The sequence below is a fragment of the Salinirubellus litoreus genome (assembly GCF_037335815.1).
Lineage (GTDB): Archaea > Halobacteriota > Halobacteria > Halobacteriales > Haloarculaceae > Salinirubellus > Salinirubellus litoreus.
Map to the genome: position 1 here is coordinate 3,825,643 of NZ_CP147841.1, position 19,886 is coordinate 3,845,528.

The window sequence follows — 19,886 nt, forward strand, 5'->3', positions numbered from 1 at the left end:
CGCCTCACTCGACGTGTCCCATCTCCGACTTGACTGTGAAGCGGATACCAGAACCCCCTACGCCGTGTGGTACGTTAACTGTTGTTTCCTCGCACCGTACTGCCCGATTCGACCGCTCCGCTCGGAACGAGGTCCTGTGCGACATACGCGCTGTATTCACCGCACGCCGTTTGTATCGACCGCCGGGGGTTCCAACAGAACCGTTTCGACGCTCGTTCGATGCCGACGCGACTGCCTCTGGGGTCTCCGCGCCCCGGTCGTCCGACGGGGCCGATCCGCGCCGCTTCGATCCGACCGTCCCCGATCAGACGACGAGCGCCCCCTCTTCGGCGACGACCTTCCCCCTCCGGATCACGTACTCGGTGTCGGCCTGCCCGAGGACCGCCCACTGCGGCGACGGGGCGTCCATCACCACGAGGTCGGCGGGCGTGCCGACCTCGACGCCGTACCCTTCGATGCCGAGGAGGTCCGCTCCCCCGTGGGTCAGGAGGTTCCAGAGGTGTGCCAGCCCGGGGTTCGTCGAGTAGGTGTAGCTCCGGTCGAGCCTGAGCGACTGGACGAGCGCCCCCTCGGTCGGGGCGGCGTTGCCGTGGGGAACCCAGAGGTCGCGGAGTTCGTCGCTCCCGTGCCCGACGGTGATCCCGCGCTCGCGGAGCGCCCCGATAGGCATCCCGGGGGGCGTGCTCGGGTAGGAGGTGGTGAGCCCGACGTCGGCCCGCTCGAGCGCGTCGAGGACCGACGCGAGCGGCTCTCCCCGCACTCGCGGGTCGCCGGACCTGACGGCGGCGTCGGCGAGCGCGAACGCGTGACTCGCCGTGACCCGTCCCTCGTACCCGTTTCGGACGGCGTGCTCGGCGACCCGCTCGAGCGTGTAGGTACCGAGCGTCCCCCCGTCGTGGACGTGCGCGTCGATGTCGACGTCGTGCTCGGTGGCGACCTCGAACCAGGTCTCGATCGTCCGTTCGAGGTCGTCGTTGACCGAGGCGGGGTCGATACCGCCGAGCAGGTCTGCCCCGAGTTCGAGCGACTCCCGGGCCGCTTCCCGAACCTCGGGGCCGTCGAGTAGCCCCCGCTGTGGGAACGCGACCACCTCCACGTCGAACAGGTCCGACACCGTCTCGCGGGCCTCGAGGATCGCCTCGATCACCTTCGTCCCGACGGTCCGGTCGATGTAGGTGTGTGCGCGGGCGAAGAGGACGCCGTTGGCGACGGCCATCCGGACGCACTCGACCGCGTTCCCGGTCAGCGTCCCGGCGTCGGTCCCCTCGAAGTACTCGACCGTGCGGGCGATGTTCCGGGCCTTGTCGAACGGCTCGTCGTTGTGCTTCGGAACCCGCTCGCCGGCCGCGCTGAGCGCCTGGTCGAAGTGGACGTGCGCGTCGACGAACCCGGGGAACACGAGGTTCCCGCCGGCGTCTATCTCGCGCGGTCCGTCGAGGGCGGCGTCGGCCGCTGCGGTCGATCCCACCGCCGCGATCGCGCCGTCCGTGACCGCTATGTCCACGACGGCGTCCCGGGAGGGGAGGTACGCGTTTCGAACGATCAGATCACCTGTCATACCTCGCGATCACGGCCCACCCGCAAATCACTTCGGAGCGAGCGGCGGGACCCGGACCTCCCGGAGTGCGGTCTCGATCGGGTGTGTGCCCGATCGAACGTGGTCGGCCGGGCGACGCCTTTTCGTCCCGACCCTCGATACCCTCGCTATGACCCACGAACACGACGCCGTCGTCGTCGGTGGGGGTATCGCCGGGGCCAACTGTGCGCTCCAGCTCGCCCGTGCCGGGATGACCGACGTCCTCGTCCTGGAGAGCGAGGGGCCGGCGAGCAAGGCCAGCGGGCGCGCGGCGGGAAACCTCACGACGTATCGACACGAGCGGTTCGGCGCGGCGGCCTCCCGCCTCGGGCGCGAACTCTACGAGGAGCTCGCCGCGACGAACGACGACCTCGCGCTCCACCGGGAGCGATCCTACTCCGTCGCGTACACCGACGAGGGGGCGGATTCCCTCCGTGAGGAGGCCGACTCGACGACCCTCGACACCGAACTTCTGACCGCCGAGGAGCTCGCCGAGCGGGAGACCGCCTTCGCTACCGGGGAGGTCACGGCGGCGCTCCGCATGCGGGATGCCGTCTACACGGACCCGAAGCGGCTGACGCTCGCGGTCCACGCCGCCGCCCGCGAGGCGGGCGTCGAGCTGGCTATCGAGACGGTTCGGAACCTCGGTCCCGGTGACGGCGACGAACGCATCACCGTCGAAACGGACGCCGGGGAGTACGACGCGCCGGTCGTGATCGTCGCCGCCGGGGCGTGGACCGGACCGCTCCTCCAGCGTGCGGGGACCGACGTCGCCCTCCAGCCCCGCACGAGCCAGATCGCGATCCTCGACCCGCCCGAGCCGATGGACGTCCCCATCTGGTCCGCCCCGGACTTCAGCGTCTACGGCCGGCCGACCCCGGAGGGTCGCGTCCTGTTCGGCGGCGGGACCTCTACCCACATCGGGGACCTCGACAGGTTCCGCACCCGCGCGCTGATCCCGTTCCTCGGGCAGGTCGCCGAGCGCGCGCCCTACGTCATGCCGGCGCTCGAACGGGCGACCCTCCACGACGACTGGGCGGGCCGCGTCTCGGCCACGCCCGACCGTCACCCCCACGTCGGGGAGACGGACGTCGACGGCCTCTACGTCTGTGCGGGGTTCAACGGCGAGGGGATCTCGAACAGCCCCTTCGCCGCCCGGCTGCTCGCCGACCTCGTCCTCGACCGCGACCCGATCGTCGATCCGTCGACCTTCGATCCGATGCGGTACCCCGGCGACGAGACCTTCGAGATCGGCAACGCCGTCGAGTGGTGGGACGACCGGTGAGCCGGACGGCGGTCGGTAGTTCGCCCCGACGTGCCGACTCGCCGTTCCACCGAGTGACCGCTCGACGGGTGGTGGCCGCTCGACACCGGATCGCCCGCTCGACGGATCGACGGCACGTCGGCGGCCGGAACGCGGTTATCGGACGGCGGGCTCGGCTTCGTCGACGCACAGCGCGGCGAAGTTCTCCAGCACCCGCGTCGCGTTCACCCCCTCGAAGTCGGGCGATCCCGGGTCCCAGTCGCTCGGCCGGTCTTCGACCCGTTCGGTGAACTCGGGATGGAACTGGACCGTCCAGACGGGCACATCGCGGTGGACCGAACAGAAGTGCGGGTCGTAGTCCGTCCGGGCGACCGACTCCATCCCCTCCCCGAGCTCCGTGACGAGGTCCCCGTGTAACACCGGGACGATCGGGTTGACACCCTCGAGAACGCCCGTCTCGCGGTAGTCGGTCATCTCGACGAACGTCGCGCGGCGTCGGTCCCCCTCGACGACGCCCCCGAGGGCGTAGTTGATCAGCTGGTGACCGTGACAGATGCCGAGCAGCGGGATCCCCCCCGCGATACACCGGTCGACGACCCCGAGCGCGGCGTCGAACCACTCGCCGTGGTCCTCGTCGTAGACGCTGTCGGTGCTCCCGCCGAGGACGACCCCCTCGAACGCCTCTACGCGTGGGTGGTCGGGCTCCTCGACGAGGACGTGGTACTCCGAGTCCGGGATGAAGTGTGCGATCTCGGGCCCGAGATACCGGTACTCCGACCGGATCTCGTTGTCGAGGACGAGTATCATGTCCGACGTAGCGCCCAGTCGCGCATAAACCCACGCGGACGACCCGTGGCGACGGCTCCTCCGTCCCCCGCGCTCTCGACGCGGCCGATCCGATTCGGTCCCCGGGCACCCGAACTCTCGGACTTCCGAACTCGCCGAGATGCGGGGTCCGGGGGACGTCTGCTCCCGCTCGTCACGCCGCTCGGGATCGTACTGGAGACGACGGGAAGGGGGAGGGAAGAGCCGTCTGTCGAGCGGGCCGGCTCTCAGTCCTCGGCGAGGGGTTCGGACTCGATCCGCCCCGACTCGTCGCGGCGGGGCTGTTCGTCGGCCAGCCGCGGCGCGACGTCCTTGAACGCCTCCAGGTGCTCGTCGACGTGTTCGGCCTCGTGCTGGACGCTGATCGTCCACTGCTGGGAGGCGTGGTGAGGGTGCGGAACGACCCCCCGGTTGAGCATGGCGAACCAGTAGTTCTCGTGGAACTCCTCGTCGATCAGGGCGAGCCAGTCGCGGTAGTCCCTGACGACGTCGTCGGTGAACAGCACCTGTCCCTGCGAGTTGACGTGCTCGACGTGACCGACGATCCCGTGGTCGTCCATGATCTCCTCGTAGCCCGAGACGAGCCGCTCGCCGAGCGCGTCGACGTGGTCGTAGGCCTGCTCGGTCAGGACGTCACGGAGCTGGGTGACGAGCGCCCGGAGGACGAGCGGGCTCCCGTTGTAGGTCCCGAAGTGGGCCGCGCCGTCCTCGATGTGGCGCATGATGTGCTCCTTCCCCCCGAACGCACCAACGGGGAGGTTGCCGCCGATGGACTTGGCCATCGTCACGAGATCGGGCTCGACCCCGTAGTGCTCGGCCGCCCCGCCGGGGGCGACCTTCACGCCCGTCTTGACCTCGTCGAAGATGTAGACGATCCCGTACTCGTCACAGAGCTCCCGGAGCCCGTGGAGGAACTCGTCGTAGGGCTGGGTCATCCCCACGTTCATGACGATTGGCTCGACGATCAGGCCCCCGATCTCGTTGACGTGCTCCTCCATGATCGCCTCGACGGCGTCGAGGTCGTTCCACGGCGCGACCTCGACGGTCTCCGTGACCGCCTCGGGGATCCCTTCGCTCTCGACGATCTTGTTCGGCCGCTTCGGGTGGCCGAGTTTCCCTGCTTCGGCCGCCTTGCTGATCATGACGTAGTCGTGGGCACCGTGGTACGCCCCCTCGATCTTCAGCAGCTTGTCACGGCCGGCGTACGCGCGGGCCAGCCGGATGGCGTGCATCGTGCTCTCGGTCCCGCTGTTCGTAAAGCGGACGAGGTCGACTGGATCCCACCGCGCCTTGAGCTCCCTGGCCGCCTCCGCGAGCAGGTCGTGGGGGTGGGTGTAGAGCGTTCCCTTCCCGAGCTGGTCGGTCACCGCCTCGGTGATCGCGGGGTGGGCGTGCCCGCTCATCCCGGCCCCGTTGTTCATGTCGAAGTCGATGTAGCGGTTCCCGTCGACGTCGTGGAGGTACGGCCCCTCCGCCCGTTCGACGAAGATCGGATAGGGGTCCCACGCGCGGTAGGTGCTCGCGACGCCCGCCGGGACGTGACGGCGGGTCTCCTCGTGGCGCTCCCGGCTCGTCGGGGTCCGCTCGCGGTACTCGGATTCGACGTCCTCCCAGAGTTCCATGCCCGGACCTCAGTTCCGACCGACGTCACTCTTTTGCCGGCGGCAGTGGCGGGCGGTTCCCGTCCGGCCCCGACGGTCCCCGGGCGCGAGAGGGCCTCCGGACGGACTCGGATCCGGGGCCACGGTCGGGGAAGGCGCCCGTCGGTACGAATCTCACTGAATGCCGATAAAGACGTAAGTTGGGGGTTAACCAAGGCCGGGGTGACGGCCCGCCGGGACCCCCGGCCCGGATCCCCGGCGGGCGCTCCGAGCACACCCATGTCCGAGCTCTCACGCGAACTCACCGTCTTCTGGGACGACCGTTTCCTCGACCACGAGCCGCCGTCCGGCGAGTTCGAGGCCGAGTGGACCGGACGGCTCGCCGTCGAGGAGCCACACCCTGACCGCCCCGAGCGGGTGGAGAACGTCCGGCACATCGTCGAGCACGAACTCGGCGAGCACGTCGCCTGGGCCGGCGTCGAACCGGCCTCGATAGAAGCCCTGACACGGGTTCACGACCGATCGTACGTCGAGGCGTTCGAGGCGTTCTGTGCGGACGGTGGCGGTCGGATGACCGCCGAGACGGGTGCGAACGAGGCGTCCTACGAGGCCGCCCGGTGCGCGACCGGCGGGGCGATCGCGGCGGCCGAACACGCGCTCTCGGAGGAGACGGGCGTCCCCTACGCCCTCGTGAGGCCGAGCGGCCACCACGCCCAGCCCGCACAGGCCGACGGCTTCTGCTTCTTCAACAACGTCGCCGTCGCCGCCGAGCACGCCCTCTCGAAGGGCTCCGCCGACCGTGTCGCGATCCTCGACTGGGACGTCCACCACGGCAACGGAACCCAGGACTGCTTCTACGACCGCGACGACGTGCTGTTCGTCAGCCTCCACAACGACCACTGGTCGTGGGACCCCGAGGCCCACCCGCAGACTGGCGACCTCGACGAGGACGGCGAGGGGCCGGGCGAGGGGTACAACCTGAACGTCCCGCTCCCGCCGGGCACCGGCGATCGAGGCTACCGCGAAACGGTCGACCGGCTCGTCGAACCCGTCGTAGCGGAGTTCGGGCCCGACCTGCTGCTCGTCAGCGCCGGTCAGGACCCCGGGACGGTCGATCCGCTGGGTCGGAACGTCGTGACGAAGGCCGGCTTCGAGACGCTCGGCCGTCGTGCCCGCGGGATCGCCGACGACCACGCCGACGGGAACCTCGCGCTCGTCCAGGAGGGCGGCTACCAGATCAGCCACCTCGCCTACGCGACGCTGGGCGTCCTCGAAGGCGCGATCGGCATCGAGACGGGAGTCGACGATCCGATGGCCTGGCTCGACGAGGACGTCGACTCGACGCGGCGGCGACTCGACGACGTCGTCGACTACCACGCCGCCCACTGGTCGCTGTAGTAGCGTTTGGAGTCTTCACTCACGGGCGGGGGAACGTCCCCGTCCGGAGTGTGTCATCGGTTCCAAACGCTACTATAGCGGACTGATCGGCCGGCGGCGTTCGGATCCCACGAACGGATCGTCAGGCCGGAGTCGGGGTTTTCCGACCGCCCCGCGGAGACGTGTGAAGCGGGCCCCCGGAGAGACGTTCGGTCGGTGGCGATAGCTACTTGTGGGCGTTCGACAAGCCGGGGGTATGAGCTACGACGTCGCTATCGTCGGGTCGGGCGTCGCGGGGCTGGCGAGCGCCTACCGCCTCGCGCCCGACCACGACGTGCTGGTGGTCGACCGCGACGCGATCGGGAGCGGGACGTCGAGCCGCGCCTCGGGAGTCATCACGACGCCCGTCGACTACCCCGGCCAGCCGGAGTGGAGCGAACACGCCCTCGCGTTCTTCCGCGAACTCGACGGCACGGGCGTCTTCGAGTGGACCGAGCGCGAGTTCGTCCGGGGTGTCCGCCCGGCGGACGTCGAGGCAGCCCGGGAGTCGGCCCGCGCCGAGGGGATCTCGCTGGTCGATCGGGCGGCGTACGACGAGGTGTTCGCCGAGGACGCTCCCTACGAGCGGGCGCTCGTCTGGGAGGGGACCGGCTTCTTCGACGTGGACGAGTTCCTCGCGACGATGCAGCGCGAGTGTGCGTCCCGGGGGGTGGAGTTCCGCCCCGATACCGCCGTCGAGGCGGTCCACGTCGAGGACGGGGTGGCGACCGGCGTCGAGACCGAGTACGGCAGCGTCGAGGCCGACAGCGTGGTCGTCGCCGCGGGGTCGGGCACCCGTCCGCTCCTGGCCGACGTACTGGGGCTCCCGCTCCGGAAGTTCACCTGGAACGTCGCCTACCTCGACGCCGACCTCCCGGAGGGCTACCCGATGGCGGGCGATCCGGTCCTCCAGTGCTACTGGCGGCGGACGCGCGACGGCCACCTCCTGGTCGGCGTCCAGCACGAGTACGAGGGGCCCCCCGAGGACGAACGGGAGGTCGGCCCCGAGATCGAGACGCTCCTGGGCGAGGCGTTCCCCACGATCGCCGCACACGGCGACAGCGAGGTGGTCCGCTACGAGGTCTGTCCGATGGCCGATACGACCACTCCGGACGCGAACCCGATCGTCGACGCGCCGGCGGAGGGTCCCGCGAATCTGGTGATCGCCGCGGGGTTCCACGGGGCGGGCGTGATGGCTTCCGACAGCATCGGTACTGCGGTTCGGTCGCTGCTGACCGGCGAGGACGCGCCGTTCCCGATCGACCCGTTCCGCCTGGATCGGTTCGACACCCGGTCGACCGACTTCCCGTTCAGGAGCCTCTTCGGGAAGTCGAGCCGTTCGTAGCCCCCGGGCGTGCCGGGGCGGCGCAGTACCTCGTGTCGCATCGTGCGCCGAGACCGCCCGTCGACACCGTCGACGTGACCGAGATACTGCGGAGGGTGGTCTGATCGACGTTCGTGGCCCCGTCCGCTCCGTTCCGGATCGTCTCGACACGACACGCCCTTCGACCGACGCGCGGATCGCACGATCAGGCCCGTTCGACGTCGACGAACTCGAAGCGCGCCCCGCCGTCGGCGCCCTCCTCGAGGGTGACCTTCCAGTCGTGTGCGCTGGCGATATCCCGGACGATGGAGAGCCCGAACCCGGTCCCCGAGGGGTCGTCCGTGTACCCCGCCTCGAACACCTGGTTCCGGTTCTCGGGTCGAACGCCGGGGCCGGTGTCCTCGACGTAGAACCCGTCGTCGAGGGGACCGACCCGGACGGTCACGTCCGGCCCCCCGTGCTCGATGGCGTTCCCGAAGAGGTTCTCCAGTAGCTGTTCGAGGCGGTCGGGATCGGCCATCAGGGACTCCGAACCGGAGAGCCCGTCCGTCTCAAGCGTCGCCCCGTTCGTCGCGACGTACGTCCACGCGTCCCGGACCGCCGACTCGAGCCGAACGGGCCGGGGGTCCTCGACGTGCTCGCCCTGCCGTGCGAGCGTCAACAGGTCGTCGACGAGTCGGTTCATCCGATCGAGCGAACCCTCGACCCTGTCCAGGTGCTCGTCGTCGCCCGTCTCCCGGGCGAGTTCGAGCGCGCCGGAGGCGACCGACAGCGGGTTCCGGAGGTCGTGGGCGACGATGCCGGCGAACTCGTCGAGCCGCTCGGTCTTCGCCTGGAGCCGGTCCCGCTGGCGCTTGAGTTCGCGCTCGTCGCGCTTGTGGACGATCGCGTGGTAGATCGACCGGATCAGCAGGTCGCTGCTGATCTGGTCCTTCACGATGTACTCGTCGGCCCCCCTGTGGAACGCCTCCATCCCCGTCTCCCGATCGCGCACGCCGGTGAGGACGATGACCGGGACCGTCTCGGCGACCCGGCGGACCGCCGTGAGCGTCTCCAGGTTCCCGCTGTCGGGGAGGTTCAGGTCGAGGAGGACGACGTCGATGTCCCCCCGCTCGAGCTGCTCCAGCCCGGACGAGAGCCTGGTCTCGTGGATCACCGTCAGCGAGTCACCGTCGTCGGAGGGCCGCTCGACCCCCTCGTCCCACGCTCGGCCGAGCGTCCGCTCGCCGAGTTCCGTCGCGTCCTGGAGCATCTCCCTGATGAAGCGGGCGTCCCCGGGGTTGTCCTCGATCAACAGTAGATCCAGTGTGTCGTCGGGCATGGTGGTGTTCTCGTGCTACCGGTCCCCGTCCCGTGGTGGTGGGGAGCGGACGATCGTGAACCAGAACTCCTCGAGCGACCGGATGACGTCGACGAACTGGTTCGGATCGACCGGCTTGGTGACGTAGGCGTTCGTGTAGTTCTCGTAACTCCTGACGACGTCCTCCTCGGCCGAGGAGGACGTCAGGATGATCACCGGGGTGCGTTTCAGGTCCGGGTCGGACTTGATCTCCTTGAGGACCTCGATGCCGTCCATCCTCGGCAGGTTGAGGTCCAGGAGGACGAGGTCGATCGCCGGGGCCGACTCGTACCCGTCGCGTTCGAACAGGAAGTCGAGCGCGTCGGGTCCGTCGGTGACCACGTGCAGTTCGTTGGTGATGCGAAGCTCCTTCAGCGCTTCCTCCGTGAGCCGAACGTCGCCCGGGTTGTCCTCGACGAGGAGGATCTCGACGGGATCGCCGCTCCGATCGAGCGTCACGCGCCCCCCTCCACGGCCGGCAGCGTGACGTAGAACGTCGATCCCTCGCCGGGCGTCGACTCGACCCAGATCTCCCCGTCGTGACGGTCGGCGATCCGCTTGCAGAGGGTGAGGCCGATCCCCGTCCCCGGGTACTCCTGGTGGGTGTGGAGGCGCTTGAACACCTCGAATATCCGGTCGGTGTACTGGGGCTCGATGCCGATGCCGTCGTCCGCGACCCGGAACAGCCAGTTCCCGTCACCGTGGCGCGTGGCGTCGATCTCGACGCGTGGCGGCCCGTCGCCGCGGTACTTGAGCGCGTTCGTGACGAGGTTCTGGAACAGCTGTTCCAGCAGCCGCTCGTCGCCCACGACCGTCGGGAGCGACCCGACGGCGATCTCGGCGTCGACCTCCTCGATCCGGAACTGCAGGTTCTCGAGCACCCGATCCACGACCGCCTCCGCGTCCACGGGTTCGAGCGGATCGCCGTGCCGCTCGATGCGCGAGTACGTGAGCAGGTCGTCGATCATCTCGCGCATCCGGTCCGCGCCCTCGACGGCGAAGTCGATGAACTCCTCGGCGTCGTCGTCGAGTTCGCCGCGGTAGCGCTCCTCGAGTAGCTGCAGGTAGTTCGAGACCATCCGGAGCGGCTCCTGCAGGTCGTGTGAGGCGATGTAGGCGAACTGCTCCAGCCGTTCGTTGGACTCCTTCAGCTCCTCGATCGTGTCGGTCAGCCGCCGCTCGTACTGGTTCCGCTCGATGGCGTTCGTCAGGATGTTCGCCACCGACTGGACGAAGTTCACGTCGTGCTGGGAGAACTCCCGGTAGGCCGTGTCGTGCGTCCCGAGGACGCCCCAGGGGTCGTGGAACGGGCCGATGATCGTGCTGATCCCGCTCGCCACGTCGTGTTCGACGAGCAGGTCCGGGCCCTGGAACCGCTCCTCGGTCGCCAGGTCGTCGACGACGATCGGCTCCCGGGAGGCGAGCGTGTAGCCCGCCTGTGACTCGACCTCGGTCCCGACGGTCGCCTCGCCGACGTAGCCTTCCTTCCAGCCGCATCCGGATCGCAGCAGGAGCTCGTCCCCCTCGGGGAGCAGTTCGAGCACCTTGCAGTAGTCGTTGTCGAGGGTGTCCGCGACCGCCTCGACGGCGTCGTCGAACAGCTCGTCGAGGTCGGGGTCCTCCAGGGCGCGTCGCCCCAGTTCGGTGACGACCTGCTGCTGTCTGACGCGCATCTCCAGTTCTCGCTCGCGCTCCACCCGTTCGCTGACGTCCCGGACGACGCCGATCCGCTCGTACCGGCTGTCGTCACTCGGGAGGACCGCGAGCGTCGCCTCCGCACGGAACGTCCTCCCGTCGGCGGTGTGGACGTCGGCTTCGAGCCGAGCCGTTCGGCGCTCGCCGTCGGCCAGCTCTCGCTGGATGCGCCGGGCGGCCTCGCTGGTCTCCGGCTCGACCACTATCGAGGTGGGCGAGCCGAGCAGCTCCTCGCGGGAGTAGCCCGTCATCTCGGCGTACGCCTGGTTGACCATCGTGAACCGGTCCTCGCCGTCGGCTATGTAGATGCCGTCGTCGACCGTCTCGACGATCCGCCGGTAGCGTTCGAGTTCGAACTCGCGCTCCTTCCGCTCGGTGATGTCGGAGACGGCACCGCGAATCCAGCGTGGTTCGCCGTCGTCGTACTCGACCTCCCCGCGAGCCAGAACCCACCTGATCTCGCCCTCGGCGTCCCGGACGCGGTACTCCGCCTCCAGTTCGCCCGTCTCCTCGACGGCCCTCGTGAGCCGTTCCCGGGTCGTCTCCTCGTCGTCCTCGTGGATCGGCTCGTAGAACGCGTCCATCGGCGCGCCCGCGGCGGCCGCTTCGGGATCGACACCGTACATCTCCGCGAGATACTCGTCCGTGGTGACGACGTCCTCCCGGATGTCCCACGTCCAGAGGCCGACGGAGCCCGCGCTCGTCGCGACTTCGAGTTGCTCCATCGTCTCGCGCAGGTCCTGCTCGGCCCGCTTGCGCTCGGTGACGTCCGTGAGATAGACGGACACGCCGGTCTCCGAGGGGTAGATCCGGACCTCGAACCACGCGGAGCTCGATTCGAAGTACCGTTCCTCGGATATCGGTTCCCCTGTCTCCATCGCCTCGCGGAGCGTCTCGCGGTCGAGTAGCTCCGCCATCCCGGGAAATGCCTCCCAGACGACCTCCCCGATCACGTCCCTCTCCGCCCGTCCGAAGACCTCCTCGGCGCGGGCGTTGGCGTGGGTGATCCGCCACTCCTCGTCCAGTCCGTAGAACGCGTCCGTCACCCGGTCGAACACCTCCGTGAGCCGGTGTTCGAGTTCGTCTCGCTGGCGTTCGGCCCGCCGGGACTGCGCCTTGAGTCCGGTGACGTCCTCAGCGGCGGTGATCACCCGCTCTAGATCCCCGTCGGGACCGAACACCGGAGCCGCGTTCACCGACAGCCAGAGCTGCTCGCCCTCGGGTGGTTCGATCCGTACCACCTCGTCGTACACCGGCTCCCCGGTCCGCAGCACGCGCGACGACGGCGTCTCCTCCGGGTCGAGCGGTTCGCCGTCCGCGTCGTAGATGCCCCACTCGTCGACGTTCTCCGGCTCCTCGATGATCTCCTCCTCGGAGAGCCCGAGCAGTTCCTGTGCGCGCTGGTTCGCCAGTACGGTCTCGCCGCTCGAATCCTGCACCGAGATGGCCACCGGCGACGTCCGGAGTATCTCCCTCGTCTGCTCGCGGTCGCGCTCCTGCTTCCGGCGGTCGGTCATGTCGCGGGTCACCTTCGTGAACCCGAGGAGCGTCCCGTCGTCGTCGCGGATCGCGGTGAGCACGACGTTCGCCCGGAACTCCGAGCCGTCCGCGCGGACCCGCCACCCCTCGTCCTCGATCCGACCCCGCTCGGCCGCTCGCTCCAGGTTCCGCTCGGGTAACGAGCGCTCGCGGTCCTCCGCGGTGTAGAACACCGAGATGTGCTCGCCGAGGATCTCCTCCCGTTCGTACCCCTTGATCCGCCGGGCGCCCTCGTTCCAGCTGGTGATCCGGCCCTCGGGATCGAGCGTGAAGATGGCGTACTCCTCGACGGCCCGTACGAACGCGCCCAGGATCGCCGACTCGGCGGTTCCCGGTCCGTCCTCGATCGCCCGGTGGCTGCCGGTCGGACGCCACCAGACCTGGTGCTCGTCCCCGACGGTCCTGGCCTTCAGCGCCCCCCGTTCGACGAGGACGCCGAGGGCCTCGGCGGCCCGCTCGGGCGTGTAGCCGAGCCGCTCGGCGACCTCCTCCGCGGTGAGGGGGGCCGAGCGATCGTCCAGCTGATCGAACACGTCGAGCGTCTCCTCCAGCGGGCTGCTCGGCGGTCGATCGACCGAATTCATTACTTCATTTCAATACTGGCCGGGTATAACTCTAACTAACAAGGGGTGTAACATTCTTCCCATCCGACACCGGGGCCGGAACGGCGATCCGGTTCCTCAACTGATCCCTACCCGGATCGGGTTTCGGCGCTCCCACGCCCTCCTCCACGGCCGAGTTCGTCCTCGCGGTACCAGGCTCCTCAGCCGTTCTTCCACTCCCCTTCCTCCTCCCGGTCGTACAGTTCACCCTTGGCCTGGCGCTCCCGCGGCCAGAAGGCGAACCCGGTCGCCACCAGGTAGGTCCCGCCGACGGCCGCGAGTACTTCACCACCCTCTACTTCAAGCGCGAGCTGCGGAACCTCTCGAGCAACCTCCTCGTCCTCTCGCTCCCGGTGATCGTATTCACGTCGTACGTGCTGCTCGCCATCGACGCCAACCTCTTCCCCGGGACCAGCCTCCCCGGGATCGAACCGCGGCTCCTCTACGTCAACGTCGCGTTCGTGATCGCGCTCTCCCCCTACGTCCTCCTGAGCTCGTACATGCTCCGCATCGTCGCCGTCTCGAAGCACTCGCTCGAATCGACCGTCTTCTCGCTCGACGAGGGGCTCTGACGGGTGTTCTGGGCCCGGAGACGCGCCACGCGTTCGGGCGGTCGACGGGCCTATAATCCCCCGCGGTGTCGTTCCCCCGTCGATGTCGACCGTGCCGACCGCGGCGGGTCGACGCCTCAGTGAACCACGCATGCCACGAATCCTCGCACGCTACCTGATCGAAACCGCACACCCGCTCCCCGCGGCCGCCGAATCGATGGCCGGCGAGCAGTCCTCGGGGACGTTCGTCGACGTCCCCGGCGAGACCGACGAACTCCGCGAACGCCACGGGGCCCGGGTCGAGCGGATCGACGAACTGGAGACCGTGAGCGAGCCGAGCCTGCCGGGGTCGAGCCCCCCCGAAGGGACCACGGAATCGGACGCGACGTACACCCGCGCGGAGGTCGACCTCTCGTTCCCGCTCGAGAACGTCGGTACCTCCCTCCCGAACCTGCTGACGACGGTGGCGGGCAACCTGTTCGAGCTCGCCCCCTTCTCGGGACTGCGACTGCGGGACCTGGAGGTCCCCGACGAGTTCGCCGAGTCCTGCCCCGGCCCGCAGTTCGGTATCGAGGGGACGCGGGAACTGCTCGGCGTCCACGACCGACCCATCGTGGGGACCATCGTCAAGCCGAACGTCGGGCTTTCGCCCGACGACACGGCGGATATCGTCGAGACGATGGTCGAATCGGGCCTCGACTTCATCAAGGACGACGAGCTGATCGCCAGTCCGCCCTACTCCCCGGTCGAGGAGCGGATCGAGGCGGTCATGGACGTGATCCACCGTCACGAGGACCGGACGGGCGAGACGGTGATGTACGCCTGTAACGTCACCGGCGACGTGCGGGAGATGAAGGCGCGTCACGACGCCGTGGTCGAGGCTGGCGGCGACTGCGTGATGGTGAGCGTGAACAGCGTCGGACTGAGCGGGTTCCTCGAACTCCGCCGGCACGCGGAGGTCCCGATCCACGCCCACCGGAACGGCTGGGGTGCGCTGTCGCGGTGCCCGCAGTTGGGGTTCGACTACGCCGCCTACCAGACCTTCTGGCGGCTCGCCGGCGCGGACCACCTGCACGTCAACGGCATCCGGAACAAGTTCTGCGAGCCCGACGAGTCGGTGATCGAGTCCGCCCGGGCCTGCCAGCGGCCGATCGTCGACGACTCCGACAGGGCCGTGCCGGTGTTCTCCTCCGGCCAGTGGGCCGGGCAGGCCTCCGACACGTACGAGGCGCTCGAGAACGTCGACCTGATGTACCTCGCCGGCGGCGGGATCATGGGCCATCCCGACGGCCCGGCGGCCGGCGTCGCGCACCTCAAACAGGGCTGGGAGGCCGCGATGGAGGGCATCCCCCTCGAGGAGTACGCCGAGGACCACGAGGAGCTCCGGCGTGCCATCGAGAAGTTCGGGCCGGTGGGGAGCGGTCGGTGATGGGGGACCTCCTGCTCGCCTACTACGGCGACGACTTCACCGGCTCGACCGACGTGCTGGAGTCGCTGAGCCTGAACGGCGTCCCGACCGTGCTCTTCTTGGAGACACCCGACGCCGAGGATCTGGAACGGTTCGGTGACGCCCGGGCGGTCGGCATCGCGGGGACCAGCAGGGGGATGTCGCCCGGGGAGATGGAGGAGGCGTTGCCGCCGGCGTTCGGGGCGCTCGATACCCTCGACCCGGAGATCGTCCAGTACAAGGTCTGTTCGACGTTCGACTCCTCGACCGAGGTCGGGAGCATCGGTCGAGCCATCGACGTCGGCCAGCGGCGGTTCGACTCCCCGTTCGTCCCGGTCGTCGTCGCCACCCCGTCGCTCGAACCCCGCGGCCGGTACGTCGCCTTCGGCAACCTCTTCGCCACCGTCGGGGGGACGACCTACCGGCTCGACCGCCACCCGACGATGAGACGGCACCCCGTGACGCCGATGACCGAGGCCGACCTGACCAGACACCTCGGCGAGCAGACCGACCGCGGGATCGGACTCCTCGACGTCCGACGGATCGACGGGAACGACGGCGAGGCGCTCTCCCGGGAGCTCGAAGCGGTCGTCGAAGGTAACGAAATCGTCGTCTTCGACGGCCTCGACCACGACCACCAGCGGAAGGTCGGCCGCCTGATCTGGGAGCGCGCCCTGGACCACGAGGGAGGCCCGCTCTTCTCGGCCTCCTCGTCGGGGCTCGACTACGCGCTCTCGCGGCACTGGCGGGATGCCGGCGTCGTCCCGGAGCCCGATCCCCCCCGTCCGGTCGAGGCCGTCGACCGGATCCTGGTGATGTCCGGGAGCGCCTCGCCCGTGAACCGCGACCAGATCGACTGGGCGCTCGAACACGGGTTCGAGGGGATCCGCCTCGACACGCCGGGGCTCCTCGATCCCGACGCGGCCCCCGAGGCGCGGGGTGAGGCCGTCGCCGCCGCCCTCGACGTGCTGGCCGAGGGCGGGAGCCCGCTGCTCTACTCCGTCCGGGGTCCCGACGACGAGGCGGTCGAGCGGACGGTCGAGCGGGCGGCCGAACTGGGTATCGAGGAGACTCGCGTGGGGGCCCGGCTGGGGGACGAACAGGGGCGGATCACGCGAGAGATACTCGACGGGACGCCGGTCGAACGCGTCTGCGTCGCCGGCGGCGACACGAGCGGCCACGTCGCCCCCCACCTCGACGTCTTCGCCCTCGAATTCCTCGCGCCCGTCGGGGCGGGGAGCCCGCTCTGCCGGGCCGCCTCGCGGACGACGGCGTTCGACGGGCTGGAACTCGCACTCAAGGGCGGACAGGTCCAGACCGACCACGAGGCGGCGGACTTCTTCGGAGCCGTCAGGGACGGCGGCGTCCGGCCGTGACGCCTGTGACGTGGCCGTCGTCGTGGACCGGTGGCCACCGCACCGAGAGGTGATCCGACCCCGGACAGCCGGAAAGCCTCCCGACGCCGACGCACGGCATCTTTATACCCCGACGGGGGGTCCGGTCGTGGTGATGGACGGCACGAGCGAGCGGCCCGCGCCCGGCACCCGGACCGGCAGCGTCGAACGCATCCACGTCGCCCCCGACACCGGCGGTGACCCGGAGTCCCGGGACTCGGTCGAGGCCGTCGCCGGCCGGGGGCTCGTCGGCGACCGGTACTACCGCGGTGGGGGGATCTACAACGAGAACGAGGACCTCGAACCCAGCGACGTCACGCTCATCGAGGCCGAAGCGCTGGAGGCCGCCGCCGCGGACTACGCCGCGGCGTTCGAGCCCGGGGCTCACCGACGGAACGTGACGACGCGGGGGGTCGCGCTCAACCACCTCGTCGGGGAACGGTTCCGCGTCGGCGGGGCGATCGTCGAGGGGACCGGCCTGTGCGAGCCCTGCGGGTATATGGAGTCGCTCGCCGGCCAGCCCGACGGGGCCGCGGCGCTCGAACACCGCGGCGGACTCGACGCCCGGATCGTCGAGTCGGGGACCATCGGCGTCGGGGACGACGTCGTCTGGTGAGCCGGTAGCTGTACGGTTCCTCCGATCCCGGCTTTCCCCGGTTCCGATGTCGCCGCTCGGTACACGCCCGAGCGCTCTCGTCCTCGTCGATCGACGCTCCACTCGACAGGGATCGGATTTCCCGCGCCGAGAGGACGCGATACTGGGCGGGGTACGGGCGTCCCGTCGAACGAAAGCCCTATTTCGCTCGCTCAGGAACCGCGGGCCGAGAGACAGTGACACTCACGATTACACTCATGGGGGCGGGCGGGAAGATGGGGTGTCGGATCACGGACCAGCTGGAGCGCGTGGACCGCTACGAGACGCGCTACGTCGAACCGAGCGAGGAGGGCAGGGAACGCCTCGAATCGCGCGACCTCGCCGCCACGCCGGCCGACGAGGCGCTCGACGGGACCGACGTCGTCGTGATGGCCGTCCCGGACGACCTGATCGGGCCGATCACCGACGACGTCGTCCCGGACGTCGAGGAGGGGACGATGATCGTCCTCCTCGACCCGGCGGCCGCCCACGCCGGCGTCCTCCACGAGCGCGAGGACGTCTCGTACTTCCTCGCCCACCCGTGCCACCCCTCCTTCTTCACCGCCGAGACGGACATGGACGCCGAGGACACCGACTGGTTCGGCGGCCAGGACCGGGACGCCCAGGATATCGTCTGTGCGCTCCACCAGGGTCCCGACGACGAGTACGCGAAGGGCGAGGCCGTCGCCCGGGACATGTACGGGCCCGTCCGGGAGGCCCACCGGGTCACGACCGAGCAGATGGCCCTCCTCGAACCCGCCCTGGTCGAGACGCTCCTCGCGACGTCGCTCTACGCTATCCGCGACGGCTACGAGCGGGTCGTCGAGATGGGCGTCCCCGAGGACGCCGCCCGGGAGTTCCTGTTCGGTCACCTCCGAATCGAACTCGGCATCGTCTTCGGCTACACCGACTTCCCGTTCTCCGACGGGGCGCTCCAGGCCGTCGAGGAGGGTCGGGAGGACATCTTCCGGCCGGACTGGGAGGCCCGCGTGTTCGACCCCGAGAACGTCCGGGCGAGCGCCGAGCGGATCGTCGGGTCGGAGTAGCGTCTCCGTCGGTTCCGAACGCGACACGCTCCGGCCGTGGGGCCGACACCCGGCGGACGGGTGGGTAGTGACACCCCCTGCATCGGGAGTCCTGATCGGACACGAAGCCGCGGCTACGTCAGCGACGGCGAGGCGAACTCGCCGTCCTCGAACTCGATGGGGGCGGGCTCCTCGACGACGCGGAGGTCCTCGCGTTCCCGTGCCGCCTCGACGAGCGCCGTCGAGGCGTACAGGCGGTGGAGGTGCATGGTGTCGGCCGCCCGGAGGACCCGAACGGTCTCGGGGTCGACGACGCCGATGGTCGACAGCGCGGCGACGAGTCCGGCGCGGTCGGTCTCGACGACCGGCGGTAGCCGCACCCCGCGGATCGTGCTCGCAGTCAGGGCGTTGATGAGCGTCGTCGGGGCGTCGATCCCGGCGGCGATATCCCGGTGGACGACGTCGGCCACCCCGACGCCCATCGCGTTGCCGTGGGTCGCCTCCGTCAGCTCGCGAGCGTAGATCCGCTTTATCCTCGAGGGATCCTGTGCGGGTTCGTTGATCGAGAACGGCCGTCGACCGGTGACGTTCGTGTCCATCCCCTGGCCGCTGATGTCCTTGCCGAGACGATCGAAGACGACGACGTCGAGGTCGTCGAACGGGAGCATCGGCATCAGGTCGTAGGCCGTCTCGAGCAGTTCGCGCTCGCGGTCGAGGAACCCCTCCGGCGGGATACCCTCGATCAGCGCGGTGTCGTCGTGCTGGTCTTCGACGATGGCGACCCCTCCGAGGACGGGGAGCGAATCGAGGATCCGTTCCGTGATCTCGGGGATCATCCGCCGGAACGACCAGTCGACGGCCCACTCGTGGGCGACCTTCGCGCCGCGCTGTTTGCCCATCCCGATGACGAGCATCTTCGAGAGACCGCTCTCGACCTCGCCGTCGAAGTCAGTGTGCGGTTTTACCCGATTTATCGGGACGATGGCGTCGGCGTCGGCGGCGTGTGCATCGAAGAATACGGGGACGTCGCGGTCGGGGGTCCGTCCGATCTCGACGACCTCCATGCTCGACCGGATCTCACAGCCGACGCTCGACTCCGTGACGCCGAGTTCGGCGAGCATCCCCGCCTGGCCCTCGGCGGTCGCCCCTCCGTGACTACCCATCGCGGGGAAGACGAACGGTTCGTGGCCCGCGTCGTCGAGCGCGTCGACGACTCCTGCGACGATCTCGGCGAGGTTGGCGATGCCGCGACTCCCGACGCCCAGGGCGACCTCGCTTCCGGGTTCGAGGGAGTCGAGCGGGAGCGATTCGACGGCGCGCCCCGCCGCGCTTCCGACCTCCGCCGTGGGGATGGGGTCGGTCTCCCAGATCTGCTCGATCACGCCCATCTCGGGAAGCGGCGGGTCACCGCACGCCTCGACGATGGTCTCCTCCGGGACCGCGAGCGCGTCCGGGACGGCGTCGGGATTCATGCGGGAACACTCGGCGGGTCGAGTGATAAACGTGGGGCCCCGCCCGTCCCGGGTCGGTCGACGCCGTGTCCGCGAGCGACCGAACGGATCTCCAGCCCGCTCCGGCGGCCCCGCCGGCCCCGCTTTTGGGGGTCGATGTGCAGGCAGTCTACTTATGAGCACAGACCGGCTACGTGGCGTCC

General features: G+C 69.5%; 15 protein-coding genes. 8 read left to right on the forward strand and 7 right to left on the reverse strand.

Features of this window, described 5'->3' with window-relative positions; genetic code table 11:
* Positions 1-304: 304 nt before the first annotated feature.
* Positions 305-1,558: an amidohydrolase family protein gene (locus tag WDJ58_RS19095; RefSeq protein ID WP_338914891.1), complete on the reverse strand. Its 1,254-nt coding sequence runs from the start codon at positions 1,556-1,558 to the stop codon at positions 305-307.
* Between the two features lie 148 nt (positions 1,559-1,706).
* On the opposite strand from WDJ58_RS19095, the gene WDJ58_RS19100 reads away from it, so the two are divergent.
* A complete protein-coding gene (locus tag WDJ58_RS19100; RefSeq protein ID WP_338914892.1) occupies positions 1,707-2,861 on the forward strand; it encodes an NAD(P)/FAD-dependent oxidoreductase in 1,155 nt (384 codons plus the stop codon).
* A 135-nt stretch (positions 2,862-2,996) separates the two neighbouring features.
* On the opposite strand, the gene WDJ58_RS19105 is transcribed toward WDJ58_RS19100, so the two are convergent.
* Entirely contained in the window at positions 2,997-3,647 is a 651-nt protein-coding gene (locus WDJ58_RS19105; protein ID WP_338914893.1) for a type 1 glutamine amidotransferase, read from the reverse strand.
* A 245-nt stretch (positions 3,648-3,892) separates the two neighbouring features.
* Positions 3,893-5,287 carry an aspartate aminotransferase family protein gene (locus WDJ58_RS19110; protein WP_338914894.1) on the reverse strand — a complete coding sequence of 465 codons (1,395 nt, stop codon included), beginning with the start codon at positions 5,285-5,287 and terminating at the stop codon, positions 3,893-3,895.
* A 258-nt stretch (positions 5,288-5,545) separates the two neighbouring features.
* Between WDJ58_RS19110 and WDJ58_RS19115 the strand changes: the two genes are divergently transcribed.
* Both WDJ58_RS19115 and WDJ58_RS19120 read left to right on the forward strand, forming a co-directional pair.
* Positions 5,546-6,664, forward strand: a complete 1,119-nt coding sequence (locus WDJ58_RS19115; RefSeq protein ID WP_338914895.1) for a class II histone deacetylase — start codon at positions 5,546-5,548, stop codon at positions 6,662-6,664.
* Between the two features lie 235 nt (positions 6,665-6,899).
* Complete coding sequence (locus WDJ58_RS19120) at positions 6,900-8,027, forward strand: NAD(P)/FAD-dependent oxidoreductase (protein ID WP_338914896.1); 1,128 nt, start codon at positions 6,900-6,902, stop codon at positions 8,025-8,027.
* 184 nt (positions 8,028-8,211) lie between these two features.
* Here WDJ58_RS19120 and WDJ58_RS19125 read toward each other — a convergent pair whose 3' ends face one another.
* Genes WDJ58_RS19125 through WDJ58_RS19135 form a run of 3 tightly spaced genes read right to left on the reverse strand, consistent with a single transcriptional unit; the run spans position 8,212 to position 13,163 of the window.
* Positions 8,212-9,327, reverse strand: a complete 1,116-nt coding sequence (locus tag WDJ58_RS19125; protein WP_338914897.1) for a sensor histidine kinase — start codon at positions 9,325-9,327, stop codon at positions 8,212-8,214.
* A 15-nt stretch (positions 9,328-9,342) separates the two neighbouring features.
* The gene (locus WDJ58_RS19130; protein ID WP_338914898.1) at positions 9,343-9,804 is read right to left on the reverse strand and encodes a response regulator; all 462 of its coding nucleotides are present in this window, start codon (positions 9,802-9,804) and stop codon (positions 9,343-9,345) included.
* Complete coding sequence (locus tag WDJ58_RS19135; protein ID WP_338914899.1) at positions 9,801-13,163, reverse strand: PAS domain S-box protein; 3,363 nt, start codon at positions 13,161-13,163, stop codon at positions 9,801-9,803. Before WDJ58_RS19135 ends, WDJ58_RS19130 begins: the two co-directional genes overlap by 4 nt.
* 371 nt (positions 13,164-13,534) lie before the next feature.
* Between WDJ58_RS19135 and WDJ58_RS19140 the strand changes: the two genes are divergently transcribed.
* From WDJ58_RS19140 to WDJ58_RS19160, 5 genes are all read left to right on the forward strand, one after another.
* Positions 13,535-13,753 carry a hypothetical protein gene (locus WDJ58_RS19140; RefSeq protein ID WP_338914900.1) on the forward strand — a complete coding sequence of 73 codons (219 nt, stop codon included), beginning with the start codon at positions 13,535-13,537 and terminating at the stop codon, positions 13,751-13,753.
* A gap of 130 nt (positions 13,754-13,883) precedes the next feature.
* Positions 13,884-15,161, forward strand: coding sequence for a ribulose-bisphosphate carboxylase large subunit family protein (locus WDJ58_RS19145; RefSeq protein ID WP_338914901.1), 1,278 nt, complete (start codon positions 13,884-13,886; stop codon positions 15,159-15,161).
* Positions 15,161-16,555, forward strand: a complete 1,395-nt coding sequence (locus tag WDJ58_RS19150) for a four-carbon acid sugar kinase family protein (RefSeq protein WP_338914902.1) — start codon at positions 15,161-15,163, stop codon at positions 16,553-16,555. Before WDJ58_RS19145 ends, WDJ58_RS19150 begins: the two co-directional genes overlap by 1 nt.
* Positions 16,556-16,688: 133 nt before the next feature.
* On the forward strand, positions 16,689-17,189 hold the full coding sequence (locus tag WDJ58_RS19155) for an MOSC domain-containing protein (RefSeq protein ID WP_338914903.1): 501 nt from the start codon (positions 16,689-16,691) through the stop codon (positions 17,187-17,189).
* A gap of 215 nt (positions 17,190-17,404) precedes the next feature.
* Positions 17,405-18,253 carry a phosphogluconate dehydrogenase C-terminal domain-containing protein gene (locus WDJ58_RS19160; RefSeq protein WP_338914904.1) on the forward strand — a complete coding sequence of 283 codons (849 nt, stop codon included), beginning with the start codon at positions 17,405-17,407 and terminating at the stop codon, positions 18,251-18,253.
* 113 nt (positions 18,254-18,366) lie between these two features.
* Here the strand turns inward: WDJ58_RS19160 and WDJ58_RS19165 are convergent, their stop codons facing one another.
* A complete protein-coding gene (locus WDJ58_RS19165; protein ID WP_338914905.1) occupies positions 18,367-19,704 on the reverse strand; it encodes a DUF362 domain-containing protein in 1,338 nt (445 codons plus the stop codon).
* Positions 19,705-19,886 lie beyond the last annotated feature (182 nt).